A 23,362-nucleotide genomic window follows, 5' to 3' on the forward strand; every position below is an offset into this window, starting at 1 on the left:
AACATTTAACTAATAATTTAATATTATGCGCAACTTTTACCTTATCTTATTGAATAGAACATTTTCTTCTGACGACTGACGACGCTAAAGATAGAATATTTCAATGTAATTCTGACATATACTCAGACATACAATCTAATAGAAAAGAGTTGGTTGATGACGAATATCTGCATTCTTTCATAGAAAAATCTTGTTCTTTAACAACTTATTCAAACATTACTTCAGATATATTATCCCATACTAGTATATTCCCATCAAATATAAATGATACAATCAATGTGATTTTGCATTACAATAATACATATTCTGAATATCAGAAAATAGATCTTAATAATATAGAAGATTCACTATGCCCTATCAATACCGGTTGGTCTGGCTGGCTATCATGTAGGGTACAAGAAATATATGAAATGATTTGTAATTTTAAGCATTGTATAAATAATTATAATCCAGAGGTGTCAGACCGCACTATGTCGATTTTCAAGAAACTTGATACAAGGTGCTTCTCTAACATTGACAGTAACAAAAAAGGTGGAACGAGTATGGTAACTACTGTAAAAAACGATAGCTTCATTCGCTATAACCAAATAGAGGCCAGTATTAAAAACAAAACTGCAGCTATTATGACAAAGTTGTCATTACTTGACAAGGGTATGACATCCATTGAAAATCAAAATAGGGAATTAGAATCTAGACTAAAGAAAGTAACACAAGAGAGAGATGAGCTTAGTGCAAAGGTAGACTCCTTAAGTGCTGAGAAACTGCTATTGGAAGAGAATATTCGACAATTAAAAACAAATATTACTATTACTCAAGGTACAGTACAAGAATTACAAAGCAACTTAAGTAGAACTAACCATGAGCTCGAGAGTTCTAATACCGCTTTACATGGGTTAAAACTGGTGATTACTAAACTAAAGGACGGTGTTGGCAATACTTTGGATACTTTGAATGTTACAGAGGCATTAAATTATTTTGAAGCAAAACAAACAAACTATACGAATTATCAAGACACCAATGAAAGAAACAAAAAGTCAATAGACACGTTACTTAGCAATGCTCAACGCGATGTAATAACAAAGGAACAAAAGATACAGGAACTGAAATTAGAACTACAACGAAAGGACATAGAGCTGAACAAGACCGGTATACTTCTAGATATTTCCATAAGTAATATAGATAATATTCATGCTAATATAACACAACTTTTTGAAAAACATAACATATCGCCACGTGACATCAATAATCAATATAATGAAACACCAGATAGTTACGCAGTCTCTCAGCAAATTATGGAAGATACTTATGAAGCAAGAGTTGCTGATTCCGAACGAAAAGTTGAAGAAATACTAACAATTTTTACATCACTTGAAAAGGAAAATAATATATTAAAATCTCAAATACATCAAAACGAAGGAAAAGAAATAGATAATTTACAAAATTGCAATCTAACTGAAAGTAATATTAATACATCACTTATCGTGTTACCGGATGATTACGCTAGTGCCATAAACTCTACGAATAAATCAATCGGTAGCACTGAAGTTAACCCGTACTATATTACGGCAGGCAGCATAGCTTTTAGTGCTGTAGCCTTATATCTTGTTAATAAATACTGTTTTGTGATTACTAAGTGGCCAATTATGGCTTATAAATATATTGCTAGAAGTTGCGATATATCTAATAGGGATATTAAGAATAATGCCACAAAATTATCAGAGCTTATAGTACAACAGCATGATAATTCGAAGCCTATCGGTCACAAAAGGATTGATATTGATAAAGAATTCAGTGATTTGCTCCCCAAGCAGAATATAGGGTTTTTGCATGAGGAGTTAGGTAAAAGCAATTCTATGCCAATACTTGGAATGGACACTGTCAAGTTAACAGAAGCTGTAGAAATTTAGATTTAATCTTACAGGCACTATAGAATGCTAGTCTGATTGTCAGATGAATATTCAAGATACAAGATTTCATTATTTTTCTCAGCAACTATTTCTTACTATATAACTTCTATGTATGAATTTTTTATCATCTTATTAAATAGAAAAACGTATTCTTCCCGTATTACAGATCAGGTATATAAATGCACTTCTGATATATACACCAAAATAAAGTATCACAGAGGGCAGTTGGTTAGTGATAATATTATGCTGTCTTCTCTCATAAGCCAATCTTGTTCTTTAGCAATCGGTTCAGACGCTACTTCAGGCATATTACCTCAAGTTATCATATATCCATCAAGTACAAATGATATAATTGATGTGGTTATGTGTTACAATAGTACATATAGTGAATATGAGAAAATATACACTCTTAAGATACATGATACACTATGCACTATTGACGTAAAGGGCGTAGATTCCTGGGTATTAGATCGTTTTAAAGTACTATATGAAATGATTTGTCAGTATCAAACTCTTTCAGCAAAAGATAATTGTATTAGTATTCATAATTCAGGTACGTTATACAATATTAATCTTACTTTAGATACAATGTTTAAAGCTTTCTGTACACAGGGCAATAATAATGTACAGAAAATTAGAATGTCAGGAATAGACCATCATCTTGCAGACTTGAGCAAAAAAATGTCAGGAACGATAACATTACTTCAAACTCAGAATACAGTACTTGAAGAACACAATACATCCATTGGAAACCAAAATAGGGAATTAAAATCTAGACTAAAGCAAGTAACACAAGAGAAAGATAAGCTTAACGCAAAGGTAGTATCCTTAAGCTCTGATAAAATAATATTGGAATATCATATTCAACAATTAAATAAAAAGCTTACTACTGCTCAAGATACAGTACAAGAATTACAAAGCAACTTAAGTAGAACTAATCATGAGTTCGAGAGTCCTAATTTCGCTTTACGTGTCTTATCACAGGCGATTACTAAACTAAGGGACGGTGTTGACGATACTTTGGATACTTTGAATGTTACAGAAGCATTAAATCATCTTGAAGCAAAACAAACAAACTATACGAATTATCAAGGCACCTATGAAAGAGACAAAAAGTTACTAGACACGTTACTTAGCAATGCTCAACGCGATTTAGCAACATGTACACAAGAGAAGAAGAAACTGGAATTAGAACTACAACAAAAGAACATAGAGCTGAACAATACCCATGCACTTCTAAATGTTTCCATAAGTAATATAGATAATATTAATGCTAATATAACACAACTTCTTGTAAAACATAACATATCGCCACGTGACATCAATAATCAATATAATGAAACGCCAGATAGTTACGTAGTCTCTTTACCGGATGATTACGCTAGTGCCATAAACTCTACGAATAAATCAATCGGTAGTGCTGAAGTTAACCCGTACTATATTACGGCAGGCAGCATAGCTTTTGGTGCTGTACCTTATATCTTATTAATAAATATTGTTTTGTGATTACTAAGTGGCCAATTATGGCTTATAAATATATTGCTAGAAGTTGCGATATATCTAATAGAGATATTAAGAATAATGCCACAAAATTATCAGAGCTATAGTACAACAGCATGATAATTCGAAGCCTACCGGTCACAAAAAGATTGATATTGATAAAGAATTTAGTGATTTGCTCCCTAAGCAGAATATAGGGTTTTTGCATGAGGAGTTAGGTAAAAGCAATTCTATGCCAATACTTGGAATGGACACTGTCAAGTTAACAGAAGCTGTAGAAATTTAGACAATCTGTTGAAAAAGTAGGAATGATTAAAATTATTTCAATATTTTTTACTTTTTAATAGCAATAGGTAAAAACATAAAAAGATAATTTTTATGATCCTTTTGAAATTTTGAACTATTGCTATTATATAAACTTGAACTTGAAATTTTTGAATATTTCTAAATTTTGCTCTTCTCAAACAACGCTTTTAGTCGCTCGCCATGACGATTCCGGTATCTACGCTACATATTCCTGTGCTATTTTAATTACTTCCGGATAATTAACTTTACCGGTCGGTAATATCGGTATTTCTTTAACGTTAATAACAAATTTAGGTAAATGCATTGCCGAAACCATAGCTTTATCTATTATATCTATAAAGCTTTCTTTAGTGATAATAGAGCTAGTAGTGAAAAGTAAAATTTGCTCGCCTTTTTTCTCGTCAGCTAAATAAATAGCAGCATTTACACTATTAGGATTTGAATCTATTTGCGTTGCTAGCTCCTCTATAGCTGCTAATGAAATCATCTCGCCGGCTTATTTTGGCAAAGCGTTTAACTCTTCCGATGATAGTTATATAGCCTTCTGAATCGATTTTTACGATATCGCCCGTATCATACCAATCGCCTTCAAACTCGATGTCATTCCTGCGAAGGCGGGAATCCATATCAGAGATACCAGCCTGTGCGGGTATGACACCATTTTGCAGATAACCAAGCATAATATTTGGTCCTTTGACGAATAAACGCCCGCCTTCTTTTATTCCTTCCACCGGTTTAATATTATATTCGATTTTAGATAATAATCTTCCGACCGTCCCTTGTCTATTGTGCATAGGAGTGTTACAAGCAATAACCGGTGCGGTTTCGGTAATACCATACCCTTCAAAAATTCTGATGCCGTATTTATTAAGCCATAATTGTCTGGTTTTTTCTTGAAGTTTTTCTGCACCGGCAAATACATAACGCACGGAATAAAAATCATAAGGATGAGCATAGCAGGCATAGCCGTTTAAAAACGTATCGGTACCGATTAAAATAGTCGCACCGACATCATATATTATTTCAGGAATAGCCCGATAATGCAGCGGTGAAGGATAGAAAAATGATTTTATGCCGTTAAGTGTCATCATTATTGTACAGGTAAGACCGAAACAATGAAACATAGGCAGTGCAATAAAAGCTAAATCCTCAGGACTAAAGTGTATTTTAGCGGATATTTGATATCTATTAGCCTGTAAATTTTGATGAGATAATGCTACGGCTTTAGGCGTGCCTTCAGTACCTGAAGTAAAAAGTATTACTGCTTTATCTTTGTAGCTCGAATTACTACAAAAGTGATTATAGTAGCTTTGCGGAAAAAAGCTGCCGATATATGATTTTATTTTTAGCCATAAACCGATATCGTCCTTCATGTCCTCAAGATATATTATTTTGATATTAGCATCAAGAAGCTTAGCTACTACCTCTTGTAAAGCAGCTTTTTCAATGAATTTTCGAGAGCTGTAAATTGTTGTCACTAGTGCTGTTTTACATGATGCAATAATAGTATTTGCACCACCTGTCCAATTAATCATGGTGGGAATGCGGCAACAGAATTGTGTAGCATAAAAAGTAATTACGGCTGTCGACATGTTAGGTAGCATTATCCCGATATGCTCATTTAAGGCGGTATTTTTTTTGATTAAATCGGCTAGAATAAAAGATTTAAATAATAACCGGCGATAAGTAGTTAAATTATTCTCGATATCGTCAATTATTTTTTTGTTAAAGCCATGAAGTTTAGCTGAGTCAATAAGAGATTGAAATAAGGTATTCTTATAATCGGAGCTTTCAAACATCATATCGACCATGATATCATAGAGTGCTTGACTGATATATTTACGTCTTTCTTTATTATCCATTGTTGCGTGAGAAGCAAATCTTACCGGCGGTAAAATGGTAATAGTAATTTTGGGGAATGTTTTTCTTTTTATTATATTTTTTAGCTTAGAAAAATGCGTAAATTGTGTTCCGTCTATTCTAACCGGTAAAATTACCGCATCGGCTTTATCGGCAATCATGCCGGGACCTTCGTAAATTTTCATTAAAGAACCGGTCATGCTTATTCTTCCTTCAGGAAAAATAGCTATTTTCTTACCTTTTTGAATTTCTTTTATTAAAGTTTTTATAGCCATAGCGTTAGTCGGGTCAACGGGCAATGTTTTTGCCATACGAAGAAAAGGCTTAATCCACCAGACTTTAGATATCTCGGTATTAATAGCGAAAGTCAGTTGTTCCGGTAGGTAAGTAGCAAGTAACGGCGGATCAAGATAAGAAATATGATTAGCTATAATTACGGCTCTTTTTCCGGCTTTATAAAAATTCTCGATCCCTTTAACTTCAACTTTATACATAAAATCAAAGAATGCTTGAAAAATACCTCTTATCACGCTAAACGGAATAATCTTAACTTCCGGCATTAAGCGATAAATGTAAAAAGCAACGCTTATATTAAGTAAGCTTACTACTAATATGACGAATGGAATTGAGAAATTTAGGTAAAATAATAATGATAATATTATAGTAGAAGCTGCCATAAAAATTGAATTGATCAAATTATTTACGGCTATAATGCGGCTACGATGGGCGGGACTCGTAAAATATTGCAATACCGCAAAGAGCGGTACGATATACAAACCGCCGATAGCTGCAATAAAAAATAAATCTATAACTATACGCCAATTATGTTTTTTCGATAAAAATACTAAAATACTTTTTAGTTGTTCAGGTTCATAGTGAATTGCACTTATTCGGCTGGCAAAAAATAGATCGATGCCGAATATACTAATTCCGAGTGCCGAAATAAAAACATATTTGGAAGTAATTTCATTTTCAAAAATCTTGCTGCACCAAAATGATCCTACTCCTACCCCGAGGGAAAAAATTGCTAAAAATAAATTAGCAACATTTTCGTCGGCACCGAAAGTTTCTTTAGCAAGCAGAGGAATTTGAGCAATTATTGCCGCCCCGATAAACCAAAACCATGAAATACCGAGTATTGCTAAATATACTTGCTTTTTGGCTTTAGCATATTTAAGCATGTTTAAGCTTTCGCTTATAATATTAAAATTTATTTTAATATCAGGATTTGCATTATTTGATTTCGGTGTAAAAAAACTAGCAATAAATCCCAAAATAGCCACTATAACTAAGGCTAGAATAATGAAATTGCTGCTGATAGTATAATAACTACCTATTATAGTACCGATAAAAATACTAATAAAAGTTCCCGCTTCGACAAAGCCGTTAGCACCAAGTAGCTCATCTTTATTTAAATGATCCGGTAAAACGCTATATTTTATCGGACCAAAAAATGTCGAATGAATCCCCATAAAACAAATAGAGAGGAAAAGGATTAGCAGGCTATTATGAAGAAAGCCGTAAATAGCAAGCCCGATTATAGCAATTTCGCAGATTTTAATAATTTTAACTAAATATGAACGTTCATATTTATCGGCAATTTGTCCGGCAATACTAGCAAATATTATAAAGGGTAATACGAAGATAGTATTTGCAGCTAACACCAGCATATTACTATATTCACTTAAATGATTCGATAAGCCGTAAGTTATCAGAATGATAAGAGCATTTTTTAGTATATTATCATTAAGGCAACCGCAAAATTGTATTATAAAATTCGGTAAAAAACGCTTATCTTTAAAAAGATATAATTTATCTGATTCCATAACACTCATTTAAAAATATGAGGAGTATATTATGCAATTTATCCTGGCATGTCAAATATAGCTTCGATCTGTTTACATAGTTAGATTATTATGTTATTCTAGCCTAGACAGCCTAGCTATAATTAAAAGTTAAACATTATTAGGAGGGTAGTATGAATAAATGGCAATTACATGAAGCAAAAAATAAGTTGAGTAACATTATTGATACGGCAATGCACGGCAAACCGCAATGTATTACTAAAAGAGGAGAAGATGCGGTAATAATCATAGGAATAAATGATTATAAAAAGCTTACAAAACAAAAACTTAATTTTAGCGAATTCTTATTAAGCGGTCCAAAATTTGACGATTTAGAAATTGAAAGAGCAAAAGGTAAGGCTAGAGAGGTTGAATTATGAAATATTTGCTAGATACTAATATTATATCGGAATTACGTAAAAAAAAACCGGATATTAGAGTAATAGAATGGTTTTCAAATATTCATCCTAGCCAGTTATATTTGAGTTGTTTAACTATAGGAGAAATAAAAATTGGAGTATTGAAAATAGCTAAAAAGGATAAGGCAGCAAGCTTAGGATTGATGAAATGGTTACATAATTTAATAATAGATTATGCTGAGAAGATTATTGAGGTTAACCTAGAAATTTGTGAAGAATGGGCAGAATTGATGAGTATAGATAGTACAAATGCTATTGATAGTTTGATAGCTGCTCAAGCAAAGCAAAGAAATATGACGTTAGTGACTAGGAATATTAAGCATTATAGTATGTTTGATATACGAATGTTTAATCCTTTTGATACTCACGGCAATGTATAAATACACAAAAATTAATAAAAAACTCGTCATTGCAAGCAGGCATTAGCGTTGTTGCATGGCTCGAATTTTTGATGTCATTCCCGCGAAAGCGGGAATCTAGAGAATATTTAAGCGAATTATATAGTAAATTTTTATATAATTTTACTTATTTTAAGTGTTTTTTCTGGATTCCTGCTTTCGCAGGAATGACATATAGCACTTTTCTCGATCCATGCAACAACGCATTTAGGAATTGACTAAGTAATAAAATAATGATATATAGTTAAATCATGATAGTATCATTAAAAGTTAAAAATTTTATTCAGAACTTAGGTTGGCGTAGATAATTTTCTAAGCCTTTAAAAACTCATATTATATGAGCTTCAGAATAAATTATTAACTTTACATTATAGGATACTAATATGTTTCTTCCTTTTATTCCTCAAATCTTTTCTTCAAAAAAAAATCTCAAAAAAAATCTTTTAGTTTTTTTATTTTTTCTATTTGCTCCTATTATAATTTATGCAGAGCAGAAAAAAGTTGCAATTATAGTACCTCTTGAACATGAAGCGATGACGCAAATTGTTGTCGGAATTAAAGAATCTCTAAGCGATAGTGACGTAGAAATTATAGTCAAAAATGCTCATGCCGACTCTAATATTTTGCTTAGCTACATCAAACAAATTAAGCATCAAAATATCGATTTAATAATCCCGATCGGTACTTCTGCTAGTCAAACCGTAATTGCACATATAAAGGATAAGCCGATAGTTTGTGCGGCAGCCATGATTGATAATAAAAACCTTCCTTTAGTTACCGGTGTTAATGACGAAATAAAAATTACTGATTCGATTAGTAAATTATCTTTTTTGAATAATATAACTCTGATTTATAGCAGCAGTGAAAAAGTTATGCCGGAAGTTGAGGAGTTGAAATTATACGCTGCAAAAAACAATATTTCGCTGCATCTTGCAATGATCCAAACTTTGAATGATCTACCGATAGCTGTAAAAAACGCTCCAAGAGACACACAAAGTTTTCTAATATTAAAAGATCATTTAATAGTTAGTGGCGTAAATATTTTAAAGCAAGAAGCTTTTAAGCGTGAAATTCCGATAATTGCTTCAGATGAAGGCTCGGTAATTAATGGTGCAACTATTGCAGTAGGGGTAAGAGAAAAAGAAATAGGAGTAAAAGCCGGTGTAATAGCTAAAAAGATTTTAACCGGCACAAAGCCGAGTGATATTCTTTTCGAATCTATGAGCGACTTAACGCTATTTATTAATCCGGTGTCCTTTGCTAAACAAAAAATCCTAACTAAAGAAAATTTATCTACGTTACCATTTACTAATATTGTAATTGGGAAATAAAAATGAGTATTTTAATTATTGCACTTGAGCAGTCTTTGCTAATGCTGCCTCTTATTCTAGGTATGTATATAAGCTATCAGATTTTGAAAATTACTGATCTTACTGTTGACGGTACTTATGTTTTAGGGGCTGCAGTATTTGCTCGTACTATTTCATTTGGCTTATTTCCTGCATTGATTCTTAGCATGATAGCCGGTGTTATAGTAGGTAGCGTGGTGAGCTTTATGCAAAAAGATAATCGAGTTAATAGTTTAATAACCGGCATACTTGCAGTTTTTATGCTCTATTCGGTTAATTTGCAAGTTCTTCAACGCCCTAATATATCCGTTTTGGGTATGCCGACTATTTTATCTTTGTTTAATAGTGAAAATTGGTTAATTCCTCTGATTATAACTAATAGTTTGACCATGATTGCGGTAATAATTTTATTGCAAGGTAGGGTAGGGCTATTACTTCGTGCATTCGGTTATAATAGAAACCTGCTACATACTTTAGGTAAACCGGCGGAGCTTTATCGTACGATAGGGCTTAGTCTTAGCAACTTGCTTGCTGCTTTAACAGGTGCTTTAACTGTGCAGGTAAATGGCTTTGCCGATATTAATATGGGGTTTGGCGTTGCACTTGTCGGTATCGGAGCTATTGTAATCGGACGTCATATCTTAATCCATGCCAATAAATTTAGTCCTTTTAAAGAAATATCCGCTTGTTTCATAGGTATATTATTTTACTTTATCAGTCTTAGTTTTTTGTTAGCAATAGGAATTGATCCAATAAATCTTAAGCTAATCCTCGGAATAATATTATTTATTTCATTACGCAGAGTAAGAAAAGGTAGCTTGTGAAACCTTATCTATATGCCGAAAAGATAGAATTTAAAGTTAAAGAAAGAAACGAGCCGATACTTGCCAAAACTACGCTTAGTATTTCTAAAGGAGAATTTGTTGTAATATTAGGGCATAACGGTAGCGGTAAATCTACTTTAACTAAAATACTAGCCGGTTATATGCAGCCGACTTCCGGCTTAATATTTTTGGATCAAATGCAAATCGATAAAATCCCCTCAACTAAGAAAGCTTTAATGCTTGTGACGATAACGCAAAAAGCGGAAGATAGATTATTTTCCGAATTGACCTTAGAGGAAAATATTACTTTATGGGAAAGTAGATTTCCAAAGAAACAGCGTTTGACAAATGAGAAGGTGCTTGAATTAACCGGTAACCCTAAGCGTTTTTTAGCTCTTTTAAAACAGCCGCTTAGTGCTTTTTCCGGCGGCGAAAAACAAACTATTTTGTTAGCACTGGCTATTGCCCATCCACCAAAGATATTATTTTTAGATGAACATACCGCTAGCCTTGACCCTAAAGCTTCTAAGGAAGTTATGGATAGAACGGCAAAAATTATAGAAGAGCATAAGATAACCTCTTTAATGATTACGCATAATTTGGAAGATGCCGTAAATTACGGCAAACGGCTTATAGTGGTTGAGAACGGGTATATAATAACGGATTTTATAAAACCGGTAAATTTTTCCTTGCAGGAATTGAAGGAGCGGTTGGGGTAGAGATATCTCTAACGATGTTGTTGTGTGGCTCGAATTTTTGATGTCATTCCCGCGTAGGCGGGAATCCAGGCTTTTTTTGTCGTGCTGAACTTGTTTCAGCACCTTTTTAGTATATCCTGAAATAAATTCAGGATGACTTAAAAATATTTTTTTCTAGATTCCTGCTTTCGCAGGAATGACAATATGGCACTTTTTTCGAGCCACGCAACAATGTTTCGTTTTCACGAGAATGACATAGACTCCTTTAACTTACTATAATACTCACAATATCCTGTAAGCGGACAAATAGCACATTCCGGTTTTCTGGCTTTACAAATATATCGCCCGTGTAATACCAACCAGTGATGGGCATGTGCCAGCCATTTCTTATCGATAATTTGCAATAATTCGGCTTCCACTTTTTCGGGACTATTACCTTTGGCAAGCCCTAGCCTTTTTGCCACTCTAAATACATGAGTATCAACGGCTATGGTTGGCTGCTGAAATAAACAATTTAATATAACATTTGCCGTTTTCCTACCCACTCCGGGCAATTTAATTAATTCTTCAAAGCTGTGCGGTATGCAGCTGTGATAATTATTTACTAGTAGGCTACACAAAGAAATTATATTTTTTGCTTTAGCATTAAATAACCCGATAGATTTGATATAATTTTTTAGCCCTTCTTCGCCGAGCCGTAAGACTTTTTCCGGCGTGTCGTAAACCTCGAATAAGGATTTTGTCGCTAAATTCACTGATATATCAGTAGCCTGTGCCGATAATATTACCGCTACCAATAAAGTAAAGTCATTCTTATATTCTAATTCCGTTTTAGGATTTTCATTATTATCGCTTAAAATCTCAAAAATTTTATCAACTATTTTTGCTTGCATATTGCACTGCTTGAATGGTAAACTATACTGCTCGTAGATGAAGAGTTAGTTTTAATGTTATCATTTTCCTGCTCGGTCGATGCCATTTCTAGCTACAGAGGAGCGTTGCTGCATAAATCAAAAAAAGTGCCGTATGTTATTCCCGCCTGCTGCGAACGTTGTTGCATGGCTCAAATTTTCGATGTCATTCCCGCGTAGGCGGGAATCCAGAGAACATTTAAACGAATTATATAGTAAAATTTTATATAATTTTGCTTATTTTAAGTGTTTTTTCTGGATTCCCGCCTACGCGGGAATGACATACGGCACTTTTTTAGAGCTATACAAACCTGTCCCTCCTTGTCATAACGATTCTGGGGGTCATGCAACAACGCTGCGACTGAAAGGAGTGCGGCAATGGCATAAATCTAAGCTCTTCAAATTAATCGAGTATACTAATTACGATTTCAAAAATCAAATTTTATCAGGTTTTAAGATGACGGAAAACAAAAATTTTGCCAATAAACATTTTGAATTTATAAAAAATGAAATAAACAATAATAATGTTGTGTTATTTATGAAAGGTACTAAAGAGTCGCCTATGTGTGGGTTTTCCGCTACAGTAGTAGCTATTTTAGAAAAACTAAATGTAGAATTTCGTGATATTAACGTGCTTAGCGATCCGGAACTTCGAGAAGCTCTAAAAATTTTCAGCGATTGGCCGACCTTTCCACAATTATATATTAAAGGTGAATTTATCGGCGGCTCTGATATAGTTAAAGAGCTGTATCAAAACGGCGAACTTACGACATTGTTAATGAAAATTTAAAAGCTGTTATTTCGTACATCTATTGGCTTTGTTGCCTGGCTCAAATCTTTGCAAAGCGTACGGTGTCATTCTAGTTCCTTGATCACGGCATCCAGTCTTTTTATTAAGGTTTTCCCTGGATACCGTGGTCAAGCCACGGTATGACATTGGAATCATTTTTAGAGCCACGCAACAAGACCCTTAATTATTCATGGTGATAACCTTCTCCTAATATCTCTGCTAGGGGTAGTAAAGGTGGTGGACCAAGATTTACAAAGGGCAGCAGATTGTTATCACCATTACCGTTGTCCTGCGGTGGAATTTCAGCACCACCAACAACATTTCCAGCAGCATTACCGTTGTTCAGCGGTGGAATTTCAGCAACAACAACATTTGCATCACCTCCTTCTCGCTGCTCTATTTCAACATCATCCTCACAAGGAAAATATTTTTTTATTATACTTGCGGTTCTTTTTAAGTATATATCGAGTACGTCTCTACCAATTTTTAAAGCCTCCCAACTCTTGCCTGTTTTTAGTTTTTCATGGCTTGCTTTAATAAAAATATTATCTTGTTTGCTTGCGTCTATATCTACTTGATGACTCTTACGCTTTTTTAATTCTATATCATTTAGTTTTGCTTTATCATTTTCCTCGTTGGCTAATTCCGTTGCCTGCTGATAATCATCTCTAGCAGGTTGGGTTTTACCCTTCTTGACTTCATAGTCACCTTGGCGTATTTTAAGATCTATTTTTTTAAAGGCTATTTCTTTACGTTCAGCTTCAAGCCCTTTTATTGCATTTGTACTATCTATCCTATCTTGATTATTAAGGAATTTGCTAAAATGTTATAATGCACTTCTAATGATTCTTTTAAAGTGTTAAAGTGATTTTGGAATAATGCTTCTAAGAGTGAAAAGGCATGATTTACTCCTGTATCATTATTAATGGTCGTATAATATTCTATCGCATTGTTTAGTGCCTCCTCATTTTGTAATTTACATAATAAATCGCCTAATGCTTTATATGTTCCATAACGCTCAGGATAATTTAGGATAGACTTAGTAAAACTTAATCCTGCCTCCCGCCAATATTTATTTATCTGGTCTCTATTATTTAGATTTTCATCCCTAATTATCTCCTCTAAAGTTAAATTCATTTGATGTAAATCTTGTTCTGCCTTCTCTATAGCTTCCTTCTGCTTAATCACCTTCTCTAAACTTAATCCCTTTCCTTTTAAATCGCTTTCTAGCCCTTTTATAGATTCATTATCTATAATCATTTGCTCAATCATTTTTTTCACCAACCCTTCTAAAGGAATTCGCTGCGAATTGTTATTATTATTTAAATTCGCTCCTTCTTGTTGCGGATTTCCATCGACATTTTGCTGGCGTATTTCATCAGCATTTAAAGGAGCAGGCGGATTTCCATTATTGTTTAAATTAGCTTCTTCTCTTTGTAGATTTTCATCGGCATTTTGCTGCTGTATTTCATCAGCATTTAAAGGAGCAGACGAATTTCCGTTATTGTTTAAATTACCTTCTTCTCGTTGCGGATTTCCATCGGCATTTATATTTTCTAACTTTACTCCACCTAAATAACATCCTTCCATTACTTCGATAAATTCCTTCTTCTTAATCAGCCCCTCCAAACTTAATTCCATCCCCTGGTATACAGTTTGTTTCAGCTCATGTATAGTTTCTTTAGCCCTAGCCACCTTCTCTAAACTTAATCCTACCTGACTTAAATTGTCTTCTACCTGTTCTATAATTTTCTTCTGCTTACTCGCCTCCTCTGCAGTTTTAACGTGTATTAACCCTATTTTATACCAGGCTTTACCTGTATTCTTTATTATTCTCACCTCATCTACATCTGTAAGCTTTTTATATTCTGCTATCCAACCCAAGGCTTCTTGATAATAATATAAGGGTTGATTCTTTTTTAATTTCATACATTTAATGGCCGGAATAAGCATTTTCTCTATAATGTCATGAATATCGACAGTGACATGAGGCTCTATTCTTCCATACTCATTAAGTATTTCATTAAATGGATTTGGCTCACCTCTTGTATCTGACAACTTTTTAAAAAATATTAGAAAATTGGCTTGTTGCTCTAAAATGTGGATATAATTATCCATTTGATTTTTTTCATTACCGGATAAAAAATCCTTTATAATCCCTAAATACCCAATTAAAATGTTCACATCATCTATAAAATTATCACCGCCTTTAATAGTTGAATTTTTGAGTTCTATTATTTCTGCTAACGCAGGAAAATCAGATTTTTTTGCTGTAGCTTTATTATTGTCATGTATAATAGATTTAGGAAAGCAAGCTTGTAAAAGAGGCTTATATTGAGAAAATGCTGTCGTGTCTAATTTCTGATGTAAATCAAGAGAATAAAAAGATTTATAAGGATTAGTTAAATTTTCATGGTTATCCTGAAAAAATTTTAATATAATTTTGCCTATTATATAAATATTATCATAGACTCGATTGTATAATTCATTTACTAATAATTTATCGAAAATAGTTAGATTATCGGGAATAGTTAGATATGCATCGCCTTCTTTAACTTCAATAAAACCTTCTTTAGCTTCAATAAGATTACCTAATTTTAAATTTTCCCTATCTAGCCAGCTGGATATCGTATCGTTATTATTTTCGTTGTTATTATTAGTAGGCTTAGTAGGCTGACAAAAAATATTTACGGAATCTTTTAAAAATCTTCCTATATCTTTATGATATTCTTTTAAAGATTCATCAGATTTATTGTTTATTATATACTCATTAAGGATATTTTGTATATGCTCCTTTGTTTTACCCGCATGAATTACTATTAACGATACGCTATTTTCTAATTTCTTAATATTCTCTTGCCAAATATTTTCATGTTTATCTTTAAAAATCTTGGCAAAATCCTTAATTAAAGTAGTAATAATAGCATAATTATCAGGGGAATCGGTAGTAAGTAAAAACTTACATAGCTTTAATTGCGGCTTAATTGCATTATTGAATGTTTGCCAAATATAATACTGACTAGTAATTATATGCTCGATAGTTTTTTCTCCGATATCTCCGATACCCGGACACTCAATAATTACACTTTTTCCGGTAAATTTAGTTGGAGTGTTAATTTTGCCTGGCTCGTTTTTTAACTCCATTATTTCGGGATTAACTATTTTAAAAGTCCAAGTCCCGGTAAGTTCATTATACAATCCTGCTAATTGTTTTCTTATTAGAACGCCAGCAAGAATACTTTTACCTGCACCTTCTGCTCCAAAAATCATCGAAACTTCTTTATAGTTTCCTTTTATTTCATTACCGCCAATTATCATTTTATCTAATATTTGCCCAACTCTTATATCTTCCACCTCTTGTCCATTTAATTTTTGTGAAAGTTCTTCATCTTCTAAGTATTGTAGTTGTGTAACTTGATAACCTTGGTCCAAAATATTGGTTCCTCTTGGTCCCCCATCAATAAGAATCTTTCCGACTGATTTGTTAAATCCTTTTATTTTTAATAAAGTTTTTATCCCTTCTTCTGTTAGATATTCGTTACCTCTAAGGTCAACCGTTTTTATTGTTTCATTAATCCTAAATATTTCCGCTAAAGTTATTGCCTTCTTATTATCTAAACCGATTCCTGCTAACTTCAAATATGTAACCTTGGTATTATTTCTAAGCCAGTTTGCAAGCTTTAAAATATTAGCATCATTAAAAAAAGTATTAGAAATATTTAAGGTCTCAATATTAAGTAAAGGAGAAATAGAAGGTGATACTTCTCTATTCTCTAACCAATTTATGTCATTACGCCACTCTACGTTTTTTTCAATCCATTCTAAGATAATTCCTGTATCTATAACTGTTGCGTGCTCTTTAGTCCATTCTAGGATAATATCCGACCATTCTTGCTCAAAAGCTTCTACTCCTTCACGTATTGCTTTTTCAATATTAGGCTTAGGGCACTCAGTATTACGGGGATAAACAAAACGTAGACTATTATGATCTTTATCTTGGCAACTTAAGCCACCAATAAGCTCTTTAGCTTTTAATATTCGTGTCAAACTAAATTCTGGTTCATTTTTACCTTCATTAATAGAATAATTCTTTAATAGGTTTCTTAGCTTGTTCAAAGAAGCAGGTGTAGAATAATATTCCTTTACTGCCTTTGCAAAAAAATCCTCAAGAGAATACTGCCCCGACAAATCTTCCTTTAATTTATCTAATACCTCTTTCTCTGCTTTAGCTCTCTCTAATGCCTCTTTCTCTTCAGTAAAACGATCTTGTGTCGGTGACCATATCTTTTTAACACCATTAACAAGACTACCAAACAAACCACTATTATTATTGTTATCACCATCATCATTAATCATACTCTGCCTTATAATTATTTATTTATTTTGATCAACCAATATAAAAGCATTTTTGTCTTATAAGTTGAATAAATAATTAATTAAGCATCTGATAAAAATTTAACGGACTGTAAATTTGCAACAAAGTTGAAAGGGAGGAGGAAGATTTTAGGGCAGCTTGTCATACCGTAGCGGCGTTGTTGGCAAGAGGCACCTCGCAATGATGGCTTGGGTGTCCATGCAACAGCACCCACGGGGGCATTAGTGTACAAACGGTTAAATAAAGAGGTAAAAATTCTGTCATTCCATGGCTACGACCACGGAATCCAGTCTATAATGTCATACAAAGACTCTAAAATAAGCCTAATATGGCGTTATTTTCTTGGATGCCGTGATCAAGGAACTAGAAGACACAGCCTTTTTTCAACGTTCGTACAACACAGCAACGGAGGTGAGAATGACATCAAGAATAAATAGCTTAAACTATACTGCTTTAGTTTTAGGGTTCTTACTAGTATGGATGAATCTTTCTTTAATTCTGGCCGATTTACCGCTTCTTTGCCTTAAATAATAAAGCTTAGCACGACGAACCACGCCGTATTTTACTACATCAATAGCGTGTACAATCGGGGAATAAGTCATGAAACGCCTTTCTACGCCCTCACCGTGACTAATTTTACGCACTAGAAAAGAAGAGGTGATACCCCTATTTCTTTTAGCGATTACTACGCCTTCGTAAGCTTGAAATCTTTCAATTATCTTTTCTTTACCGTCCTTCTCTATTGATCTATCAATAAGCTTGACGGTAACTTTAACAGTATCACCGGCGTTAAAAGCAGGAATTTTTTTATTTGCGGTAAGTGCTGCAATATTTTCCTGTTCAAACTGGTTAATAATATTCATTTATGTAACTCCTAGTAAAAAATTATGTGATCGTACTTTTGATGTCATTCCCGTTTTCATAGGAATCCAGACTTTTTTTTCATGCTGAACTTGTTCCAGCATCTTTTTAATATATCCTGAAATAAATTCAGGATGACTATTATTTTTCTGGATTCCCGTTTTCACGGGAATGACATCGAACATGTTTTAATCTATCCATGCAACAAAGCTATCCTAAATCCGTGTTAATAAATCCGGACGACGTAATTTTGTAGCCTCAATAGATTCTCGGCGTTTCCATTCGTTAATTAATCGAGGGTTGCCCGATAGTAAAACACTCGGTACCTTTCTTCCTCGCCAATTTTCGGGTCTGGTATATAAAGCACACTCTAATAAGCCGCTAAACTCACCGTCTTGCTCAAAAGATTCGGAGGATAACGTGTTTTGATTTATTAAAACGCCCGGTAGTAATCTGATTAAGCAATCAAGAATAGTAAGAGCAGCTACTTCGCCGCCCGATAGGATATAATCCCCTACGCTAATTTCGGTTATATTATACTCTTCAATTATGCGTTCGTCAATCCCTTCATAGCGACCGCATAAAATTATCATTTTATCTTGACCTATCATTTCCCTTGCAAGGCTTTGATTAAATAATTTGCCCCTTGGTGACGGGTAATAAATCTTACTTTGCGGATTTAAAGATAAGCTATAATCAATAGCCTCACCTAAAACATCCGGTCGCATTATTAAGCCGTCGCCCCCGCCGTAAGCTTCGTCGTCAACATTTTTATGCTTAGTTATACCGAAATCTCTGATATTGATAACATCATATGACCAAATATTTTTTTGTAATGCTTGACCGGCCAGAGATAAACCTAACGATCCCGGAAACATTTCAGGAAAAACGGTAAGAATTGAAGCGTGCAATAAAGACATGGGCATTCCTAACTAAATGTAGATTTACCATAATCATTGCAGAAGATATTGTTGTGTGGATCGAATTTTTGCAAAGCGTACGGTGTCATGCCGTGACTTGATCACGGCATCCAGTCTTTTTATTAAGTTTTTTTCTGGATACCGTGGTCAAGCCACGGTATGACACCATACTTATAATAACCATAATACGGTAAATTATGATCCACGCAACAATGCCTCCTCGCAATGACGAGATAAAATCGATCCACGCAACAACGCCTTCCCGCCTTTAGCTAGAATGACATACGGCACTTTTTTAGAGTCATGCAATAACGCTCTCATGGCTTCGTCATGACGAATTTTTATTAATTTTAGAGCCACGCAACAACACGGGATCAAGCCACGGTATGGCGTCCCTTCGTTTACGAGCAGTATAAATCTATTAAATGTGGTCGGGGCGGAGAGATTCGAACTCCCGACCCTCTGGTCCCAAACCAGATGCGCTACCAGGCTGCGCTACGCCCCGAAAATTGTAAAGTTAAGATTTAGATTATTTATTAGTATATACCCCATAATATCGAGTAAATCAATTTTTTTATTAAAAAAATTAATGTCATATTGTAAAGGGGTTATTGTATTGCTGCAAATTATAAGATTTTTTTGAAATAGGAATAACTATGCCTGCAAAAATCTTATTAATTTTCGCTAAAAAATAACTCAAAATATAAATAATTTAAATTTTGTTCACAGAACCTAGAAATAACATAATACCATCGTTATAGTTATGCCTACACAAAGCCATCGCCTCAAAAATACTCTCTATAATTGCTTAAAAAGCACTATAATTTAATTTTTTTTAATATAAAAATATAACTTTTAGTTGTGTGGCTAAAATTGTTAAATACTGAATATAATCAGGGTTAACTAAGGTCTATTATTGTGTTATAGTAATAAATTAATAATTTTTTAACTAATAACTATGTGTTATTTATATCAACAATATAGGCAGTTAAAAACTTTTTTTTATTTTATAAACGTTAACCCGGATATTGCATGAGATATAGGAGACAAAATCCTCGTAAAGCTGTATAATACTGGTATTTCATTAGAATAATACAAAGGATTTTGTCATGACAAATTGTATAGCATATAGTTACCAGTTTTCCAAAGTAAAAAATCGGACAATAGAGATAAATTTCACTGGAGGTGATATTAGTAGCGATGGAGGTGTGTTGTTATTAAGAGAAGCAGATAAAAGGCTTGGTATAACAGAGGAGCTTGCTAAAATATTTCCTGATAGACGAGATGGTAGTAAAATTACCCATAATATGGCAACAATGCTGAGGCAACGAATTTATGGTATTGCATTAGGTTATGAAGATTTAAATGACCACAATTATCTACGAAAATGTCCTGCTATGCAAACAGCTATGGAAACAATTGATGATATGGCAAGTAGTTCTACCTTATGTCGTATAGAAAACAATGCTGATAGACACTTTGCAATTAAAGTGCATGAACTAATGCTTGATAAATTTATTAAGTCTCATAAAATAGTACCAAAGCAGCTAATACTTGATTTTGATGCTACGGATGATGAAATTCATGGGCAACAGGAAGGTAAGTTTTATCATGGTTATTACGGTCATAATTGCTTTTTACCTTTGTATGTTTTTTGTGGAAAGCATCTGTTAGTTAGTTATCTTAGGACGTCAAAGCAGGATCAAGCAAAACATTCTTGGGCAATATTATCATTGTTAGTAAAACGTTTTCGCCAAGCTTGGCCAGAGGTAAAGATTATTTTTCGTGGTGATAGTGGATTTTGTCGTCATCAGATGTTTGATTGGTGTGATATTCATAATATAAAATATATTGTAGGAATGCCCCAAAATAACAGACTAAATGAGTTACTGAAACCTACAATGGAGAAGTCAAAAGCAGCATTTATTATAACCCAAGAAAAGCAACGTCTTTTTAGTGAGTTTCCATATAAGGCTGGTAGTTGGAGTCATGAACGTAGAATAATTGGTAAGGCAGAAATGACAATGCTTGGAGAAAATCCAAGGTATATAGTAACTAATTTATCAGATAAACCTGAAGATTTATACGACAAAGTTTACTGTGGTCGTGGTGATATGGAAAACCGTATAAAAGAGCAACAACTAGAATTATTTGCAGATCGTACTTCTTGTCATAGATGGTGGGCTAATCAGCTCAGAATGATTTTATCGGGTCTTGCATACACTTTAGTAGAATATATCAGAGGTAATTTATTACAAGGTAGTGCATTAGCAAAAGCACAAATAGGTACAATACGTTTAAAATTATTAAAAATTGGGGTAGTAATTATCCGTAATACTAGGCGTATTAAGTTTTTGTTATCTTCATCATATCCTTACCGACAGGTATGGAATCATGTGATGAAGAAATTAGCATTAGAATAACCTAGATTAGCACTGTTCCCGGTGCTTAGAAAAAATGGGGTAAGGGGCATTACATCTAAAATTTGAAAATAACGGCTTCAAAGCACTTTTTGGCAAATTTTTTACAAAAGTATCATTGCTAATATTATAAATTACTCAATTTCTTACTTTAAATCTCACTTCATGCAATATCCGGGTTAATTATTTTCTAGCGTCGAGTTTTATTATTTAATTAAATTACACCAAAAATAAAATTAATATTTATTAAAGAGTAAAATCTTAAAAAAATTGCTTTTTTGGGACCTAAATACGTTACGGTAAATACTTAGAATTAGTTTTTTCAGTAATTTAAGTATTAAATCTGCGTATATCACTGTTTAAATCGTCTTGAATTTTCACTTAGAAAATATTTTAGCAATAAAATCAAGACGCTCTTCTTATAAATGCTTGCCAAAAAATATCACTCTCGAAACATAAGTTAACCCGGATATTGCATGAAGTGAGATTTAAAGTAAGAAATTGAGTAATTTATAATATTAGCAATGATACTTTTGTAAAAATTTTGCCAAAAAGTGCTTTGAAGCCGTTATTTTCAAATTTTAGATGTAATGCCCCTTACCCCATTTTTTCTAAGCACCGGGAACAGTGCTAATCTAGGTTATTCTAATGCTAATTTCTTCATCACATGATTCCATACCTGTCGGTAAGGATATGATGAAGATAACAAAAACTTAATACGCCTAGTATTACGGATAATTACTACCCCAATTTTTAATAATTTTAAACGTATTGTACCTATTTGTGCTTTTGCTAATGCACTACCTTGTAATAAATTACCTCTGATATATTCTACTAAAGTGTATGCAAGACCCGATAAAATCATTCTGAGCTGATTAGCCCACCATCTATGACAAGAAGTACGATCTGCAAATAATTCTAGTTGTTGCTCTTTTATACGGTTTTCCATATCACCACGACCACAGTAAACTTTGTCGTATAAATCTTCAGGTTTATCTGATAAATTAGTTACTATATACCTTGGATTTTCTCCAAGCATTGTCATTTCTGCCTTACCAATTATTCTACGTTCATGACTCCAACTACCAGCCTTATATGGAAACTCACTAAAAAGACGTTGCTTTTCTTGGGTTATAATAAATGCTGCTTTTGACTTCTCCATTGTAGGTTTCAGTAACTCATTTAGTCTGTTATTTTGGGGCATTCCTACAATATATTTTATATTATGAATATCACACCAATCAAACATCTGATGACGACAAAATCCACTATCACCACGAAAAATAATCTTTACCTCTGGCCAAGCTTGGCGAAAACGTTTTACTAACAATGATAATATTGCCCAAGAATGTTTTGCTTGATCCTGCTTTGACGTCCTAAGATAACTAACTAACAGATGCTTTCCACAAAAAACATACAAAGGTAAAAAGCAATTATGACCGTAATAACCATGATAAAACTTACCTTCCTGTTGCCCATGAATTTCATCATCCGTAGCATCAAAATCAAGTATTAGCTGCTTTGGTACTATTTTATGAGACTTAATAAATTTATCAAGCATTAGTTCATGCACTTTAATTGCAAAGTGTCTATCAGCATTGTTTTCTATACGACATAAGGTAGAACTACTTGCCATATCATCAATTGTTTCCATAGCTGTTTGCATAGCAGGACATTTTCGTAGATAATTGTGGTCATTTAAATCTTCATAACCTAATGCAATACCATAAATTCGTTGCCTCAGCATTGTTGCCATATTATGGGTAATTTTACTACCATCTCGTCTATCAGGAAATATTTTAGCAAGCTCCTCTGTTATACCAAGCCTTTTATCTGCTTCTCTTAATAACAACACACCTCCATCGCTACTAATATCACCTCCAGTGAAATTTATCTCTATTGTCCGATTTTTTACTTTGGAAAACTGGTAACTATATGCTATACAATTTGTCATGACAAAATCCTTTGTATTATTCTAAT

General features: G+C 33.4%; 16 protein-coding genes, 1 tRNA gene and 1 pseudogene. 10 read left to right on the top strand and 8 right to left on the bottom strand.

What is annotated here, in order from left to right:
* Positions 1-149 precede the first annotated feature (149 nt).
* The gene (locus AAGD48_RS02540) at positions 150-1,907 is read left to right on the top strand and encodes a hypothetical protein (protein WP_341790331.1); all 1,758 of its coding nucleotides are present in this window, start codon (positions 150-152) and stop codon (positions 1,905-1,907) included.
* 108 nt (positions 1,908-2,015) lie between these two features.
* Positions 2,016-3,413 carry a hypothetical protein gene (locus AAGD48_RS02545; RefSeq protein ID WP_341790332.1) on the top strand — a complete coding sequence of 466 codons (1,398 nt, stop codon included), beginning with the start codon at positions 2,016-2,018 and terminating at the stop codon, positions 3,411-3,413.
* 496 nt (positions 3,414-3,909) lie between these two features.
* On the opposite strand, the pseudogene AAGD48_RS02550 reads toward AAGD48_RS02545, so the two are convergent.
* A pseudogene (locus tag AAGD48_RS02550) lies at positions 3,910-7,399 on the bottom strand (acyl-[ACP]--phospholipid O-acyltransferase).
* Between the two features lie 152 nt (positions 7,400-7,551).
* On the opposite strand from AAGD48_RS02550, the gene AAGD48_RS02555 reads away from it, so the two are divergent.
* The 5 genes from AAGD48_RS02555 to AAGD48_RS02575 all read left to right on the top strand — a co-directional run bounded on the left by AAGD48_RS02555 (position 7,552) and on the right by AAGD48_RS02575 (position 11,126).
* On the top strand, positions 7,552-7,797 hold the full coding sequence (locus tag AAGD48_RS02555; RefSeq protein WP_341790333.1) for a type II toxin-antitoxin system Phd/YefM family antitoxin: 246 nt from the start codon (positions 7,552-7,554) through the stop codon (positions 7,795-7,797).
* The gene (locus AAGD48_RS02560; protein ID WP_341790334.1) at positions 7,794-8,216 is read left to right on the top strand and encodes a type II toxin-antitoxin system VapC family toxin; all 423 of its coding nucleotides are present in this window, start codon (positions 7,794-7,796) and stop codon (positions 8,214-8,216) included. Before AAGD48_RS02555 ends, AAGD48_RS02560 begins: the two co-directional genes overlap by 4 nt.
* 551 nt (positions 8,217-8,767) lie before the next feature.
* Positions 8,768-9,565, top strand: coding sequence for an ABC transporter substrate binding protein (locus AAGD48_RS02565; RefSeq protein ID WP_341790708.1), 798 nt, complete (start codon positions 8,768-8,770; stop codon positions 9,563-9,565).
* Positions 9,566-9,567: 2 nt separating this feature from the next.
* Positions 9,568-10,407, top strand: coding sequence for an ABC transporter permease subunit (locus tag AAGD48_RS02570; protein WP_341790335.1), 840 nt, complete (start codon positions 9,568-9,570; stop codon positions 10,405-10,407).
* Entirely contained in the window at positions 10,404-11,126 is a 723-nt protein-coding gene (locus tag AAGD48_RS02575) for an ATP-binding cassette domain-containing protein (protein ID WP_341790336.1), read from the top strand. The genes AAGD48_RS02570 and AAGD48_RS02575 overlap by 4 nt, the downstream gene beginning before the upstream one ends.
* A 221-nt stretch (positions 11,127-11,347) precedes the next feature.
* On the opposite strand, the gene nth is transcribed toward AAGD48_RS02575, so the two are convergent.
* The gene (gene nth, locus AAGD48_RS02580; RefSeq protein WP_341790337.1) at positions 11,348-11,998 is read right to left on the bottom strand and encodes an endonuclease III; all 651 of its coding nucleotides are present in this window, start codon (positions 11,996-11,998) and stop codon (positions 11,348-11,350) included.
* A 475-nt stretch (positions 11,999-12,473) separates the two neighbouring features.
* On the opposite strand from nth, the gene grxD reads away from it, so the two are divergent.
* A complete protein-coding gene (gene grxD, locus AAGD48_RS02585; protein ID WP_341790709.1) occupies positions 12,474-12,806 on the top strand; it encodes a Grx4 family monothiol glutaredoxin in 333 nt (110 codons plus the stop codon).
* Between the two features lie 266 nt (positions 12,807-13,072).
* Complete coding sequence (locus AAGD48_RS02590; RefSeq protein WP_341790338.1) at positions 13,073-13,384, top strand: hypothetical protein; 312 nt, start codon at positions 13,073-13,075, stop codon at positions 13,382-13,384.
* Between the two features lie 211 nt (positions 13,385-13,595).
* Here AAGD48_RS02590 and AAGD48_RS02595 read toward each other — a convergent pair whose 3' ends face one another.
* From AAGD48_RS02595 to AAGD48_RS02615, 5 genes are all read right to left on the bottom strand, one after another.
* Positions 13,596-17,162: a hypothetical protein gene (locus AAGD48_RS02595; protein ID WP_341790339.1), complete on the bottom strand. Its 3,567-nt coding sequence runs from the start codon at positions 17,160-17,162 to the stop codon at positions 13,596-13,598.
* Positions 17,163-17,624: 462 nt separating this feature from the next.
* The gene (gene rplS / locus AAGD48_RS02600; RefSeq protein WP_341790340.1) at positions 17,625-18,044 is read right to left on the bottom strand and encodes a 50S ribosomal protein L19; all 420 of its coding nucleotides are present in this window, start codon (positions 18,042-18,044) and stop codon (positions 17,625-17,627) included.
* Entirely contained in the window at positions 18,045-18,227 is a 183-nt protein-coding gene (locus AAGD48_RS02605; RefSeq protein ID WP_341790341.1) for a hypothetical protein, read from the bottom strand. It lies immediately after the preceding gene.
* Between the two features lie 30 nt (positions 18,228-18,257).
* A complete protein-coding gene (gene trmD / locus AAGD48_RS02610; protein WP_341790342.1) occupies positions 18,258-18,962 on the bottom strand; it encodes a tRNA (guanosine(37)-N1)-methyltransferase TrmD in 705 nt (234 codons plus the stop codon).
* 428 nt (positions 18,963-19,390) lie between these two features.
* Positions 19,391-19,467 (bottom strand) — tRNA-Pro (locus AAGD48_RS02615).
* Positions 19,468-20,071: 604 nt separating this feature from the next.
* On the opposite strand from AAGD48_RS02615, the gene AAGD48_RS02620 reads away from it, so the two are divergent.
* Entirely contained in the window at positions 20,072-21,385 is a 1,314-nt protein-coding gene (locus tag AAGD48_RS02620) for an IS1380 family transposase (protein ID WP_341789277.1), read from the top strand.
* 637 nt (positions 21,386-22,022) lie between these two features.
* Here the strand turns inward: AAGD48_RS02620 and AAGD48_RS02625 are convergent.
* Entirely contained in the window at positions 22,023-23,336 is a 1,314-nt protein-coding gene (locus AAGD48_RS02625) for an IS1380 family transposase (RefSeq protein ID WP_341789277.1), read from the bottom strand.
* Between the last annotated feature and the right edge of the window lie 26 nt (positions 23,337-23,362).

The organism is Rickettsia endosymbiont of Polydrusus tereticollis, assembly GCF_964026385.1.
In the GTDB taxonomy this organism is placed as follows: domain Bacteria; phylum Pseudomonadota; class Alphaproteobacteria; order Rickettsiales; family Rickettsiaceae; genus Rickettsia.

Coding starts and splice junctions, on each gene's coding strand:
- AAGD48_RS02545 (WP_341790332.1), top strand. CDS start 2,016: ATGTATGAATTTTTTATCATCTTATTAAATAGAAAAACGTATTCTTCC.
- AAGD48_RS02555 (WP_341790333.1), top strand. CDS start 7,552: ATGAATAAATGGCAATTACATGAAGCAAAAAATAAGTTGAGTAACATT.
- AAGD48_RS02560 (WP_341790334.1), top strand. CDS start 7,794: ATGAAATATTTGCTAGATACTAATATTATATCGGAATTACGTAAAAAA.
- AAGD48_RS02565 (WP_341790708.1), top strand. CDS start 8,768: ATGACGCAAATTGTTGTCGGAATTAAAGAATCTCTAAGCGATAGTGAC.
- AAGD48_RS02570 (WP_341790335.1), top strand. CDS start 9,568: ATGAGTATTTTAATTATTGCACTTGAGCAGTCTTTGCTAATGCTGCCT.
- nth (WP_341790337.1), bottom strand. CDS start 11,998: ATGCAAGCAAAAATAGTTGATAAAATTTTTGAGATTTTAAGCGATAAT.
- grxD (WP_341790709.1), top strand. CDS start 12,474: ATGACGGAAAACAAAAATTTTGCCAATAAACATTTTGAATTTATAAAA.
- AAGD48_RS02595 (WP_341790339.1), bottom strand. CDS start 17,162: ATGATTAATGATGATGGTGATAACAATAATAATAGTGGTTTGTTTGGT.
- rplS (WP_341790340.1), bottom strand. CDS start 18,044: ATGAATATTATTAACCAGTTTGAACAGGAAAATATTGCAGCACTTACC.
- AAGD48_RS02605 (WP_341790341.1), bottom strand. CDS start 18,227: ATGTTCGATGTCATTCCCGTGAAAACGGGAATCCAGAAAAATAATAGT.
- trmD (WP_341790342.1), bottom strand. CDS start 18,962: ATGTCTTTATTGCACGCTTCAATTCTTACCGTTTTTCCTGAAATGTTT.
- AAGD48_RS02620 (WP_341789277.1), top strand. CDS start 20,072: ATGACAAATTGTATAGCATATAGTTACCAGTTTTCCAAAGTAAAAAAT.
- AAGD48_RS02625 (WP_341789277.1), bottom strand. CDS start 23,336: ATGACAAATTGTATAGCATATAGTTACCAGTTTTCCAAAGTAAAAAAT.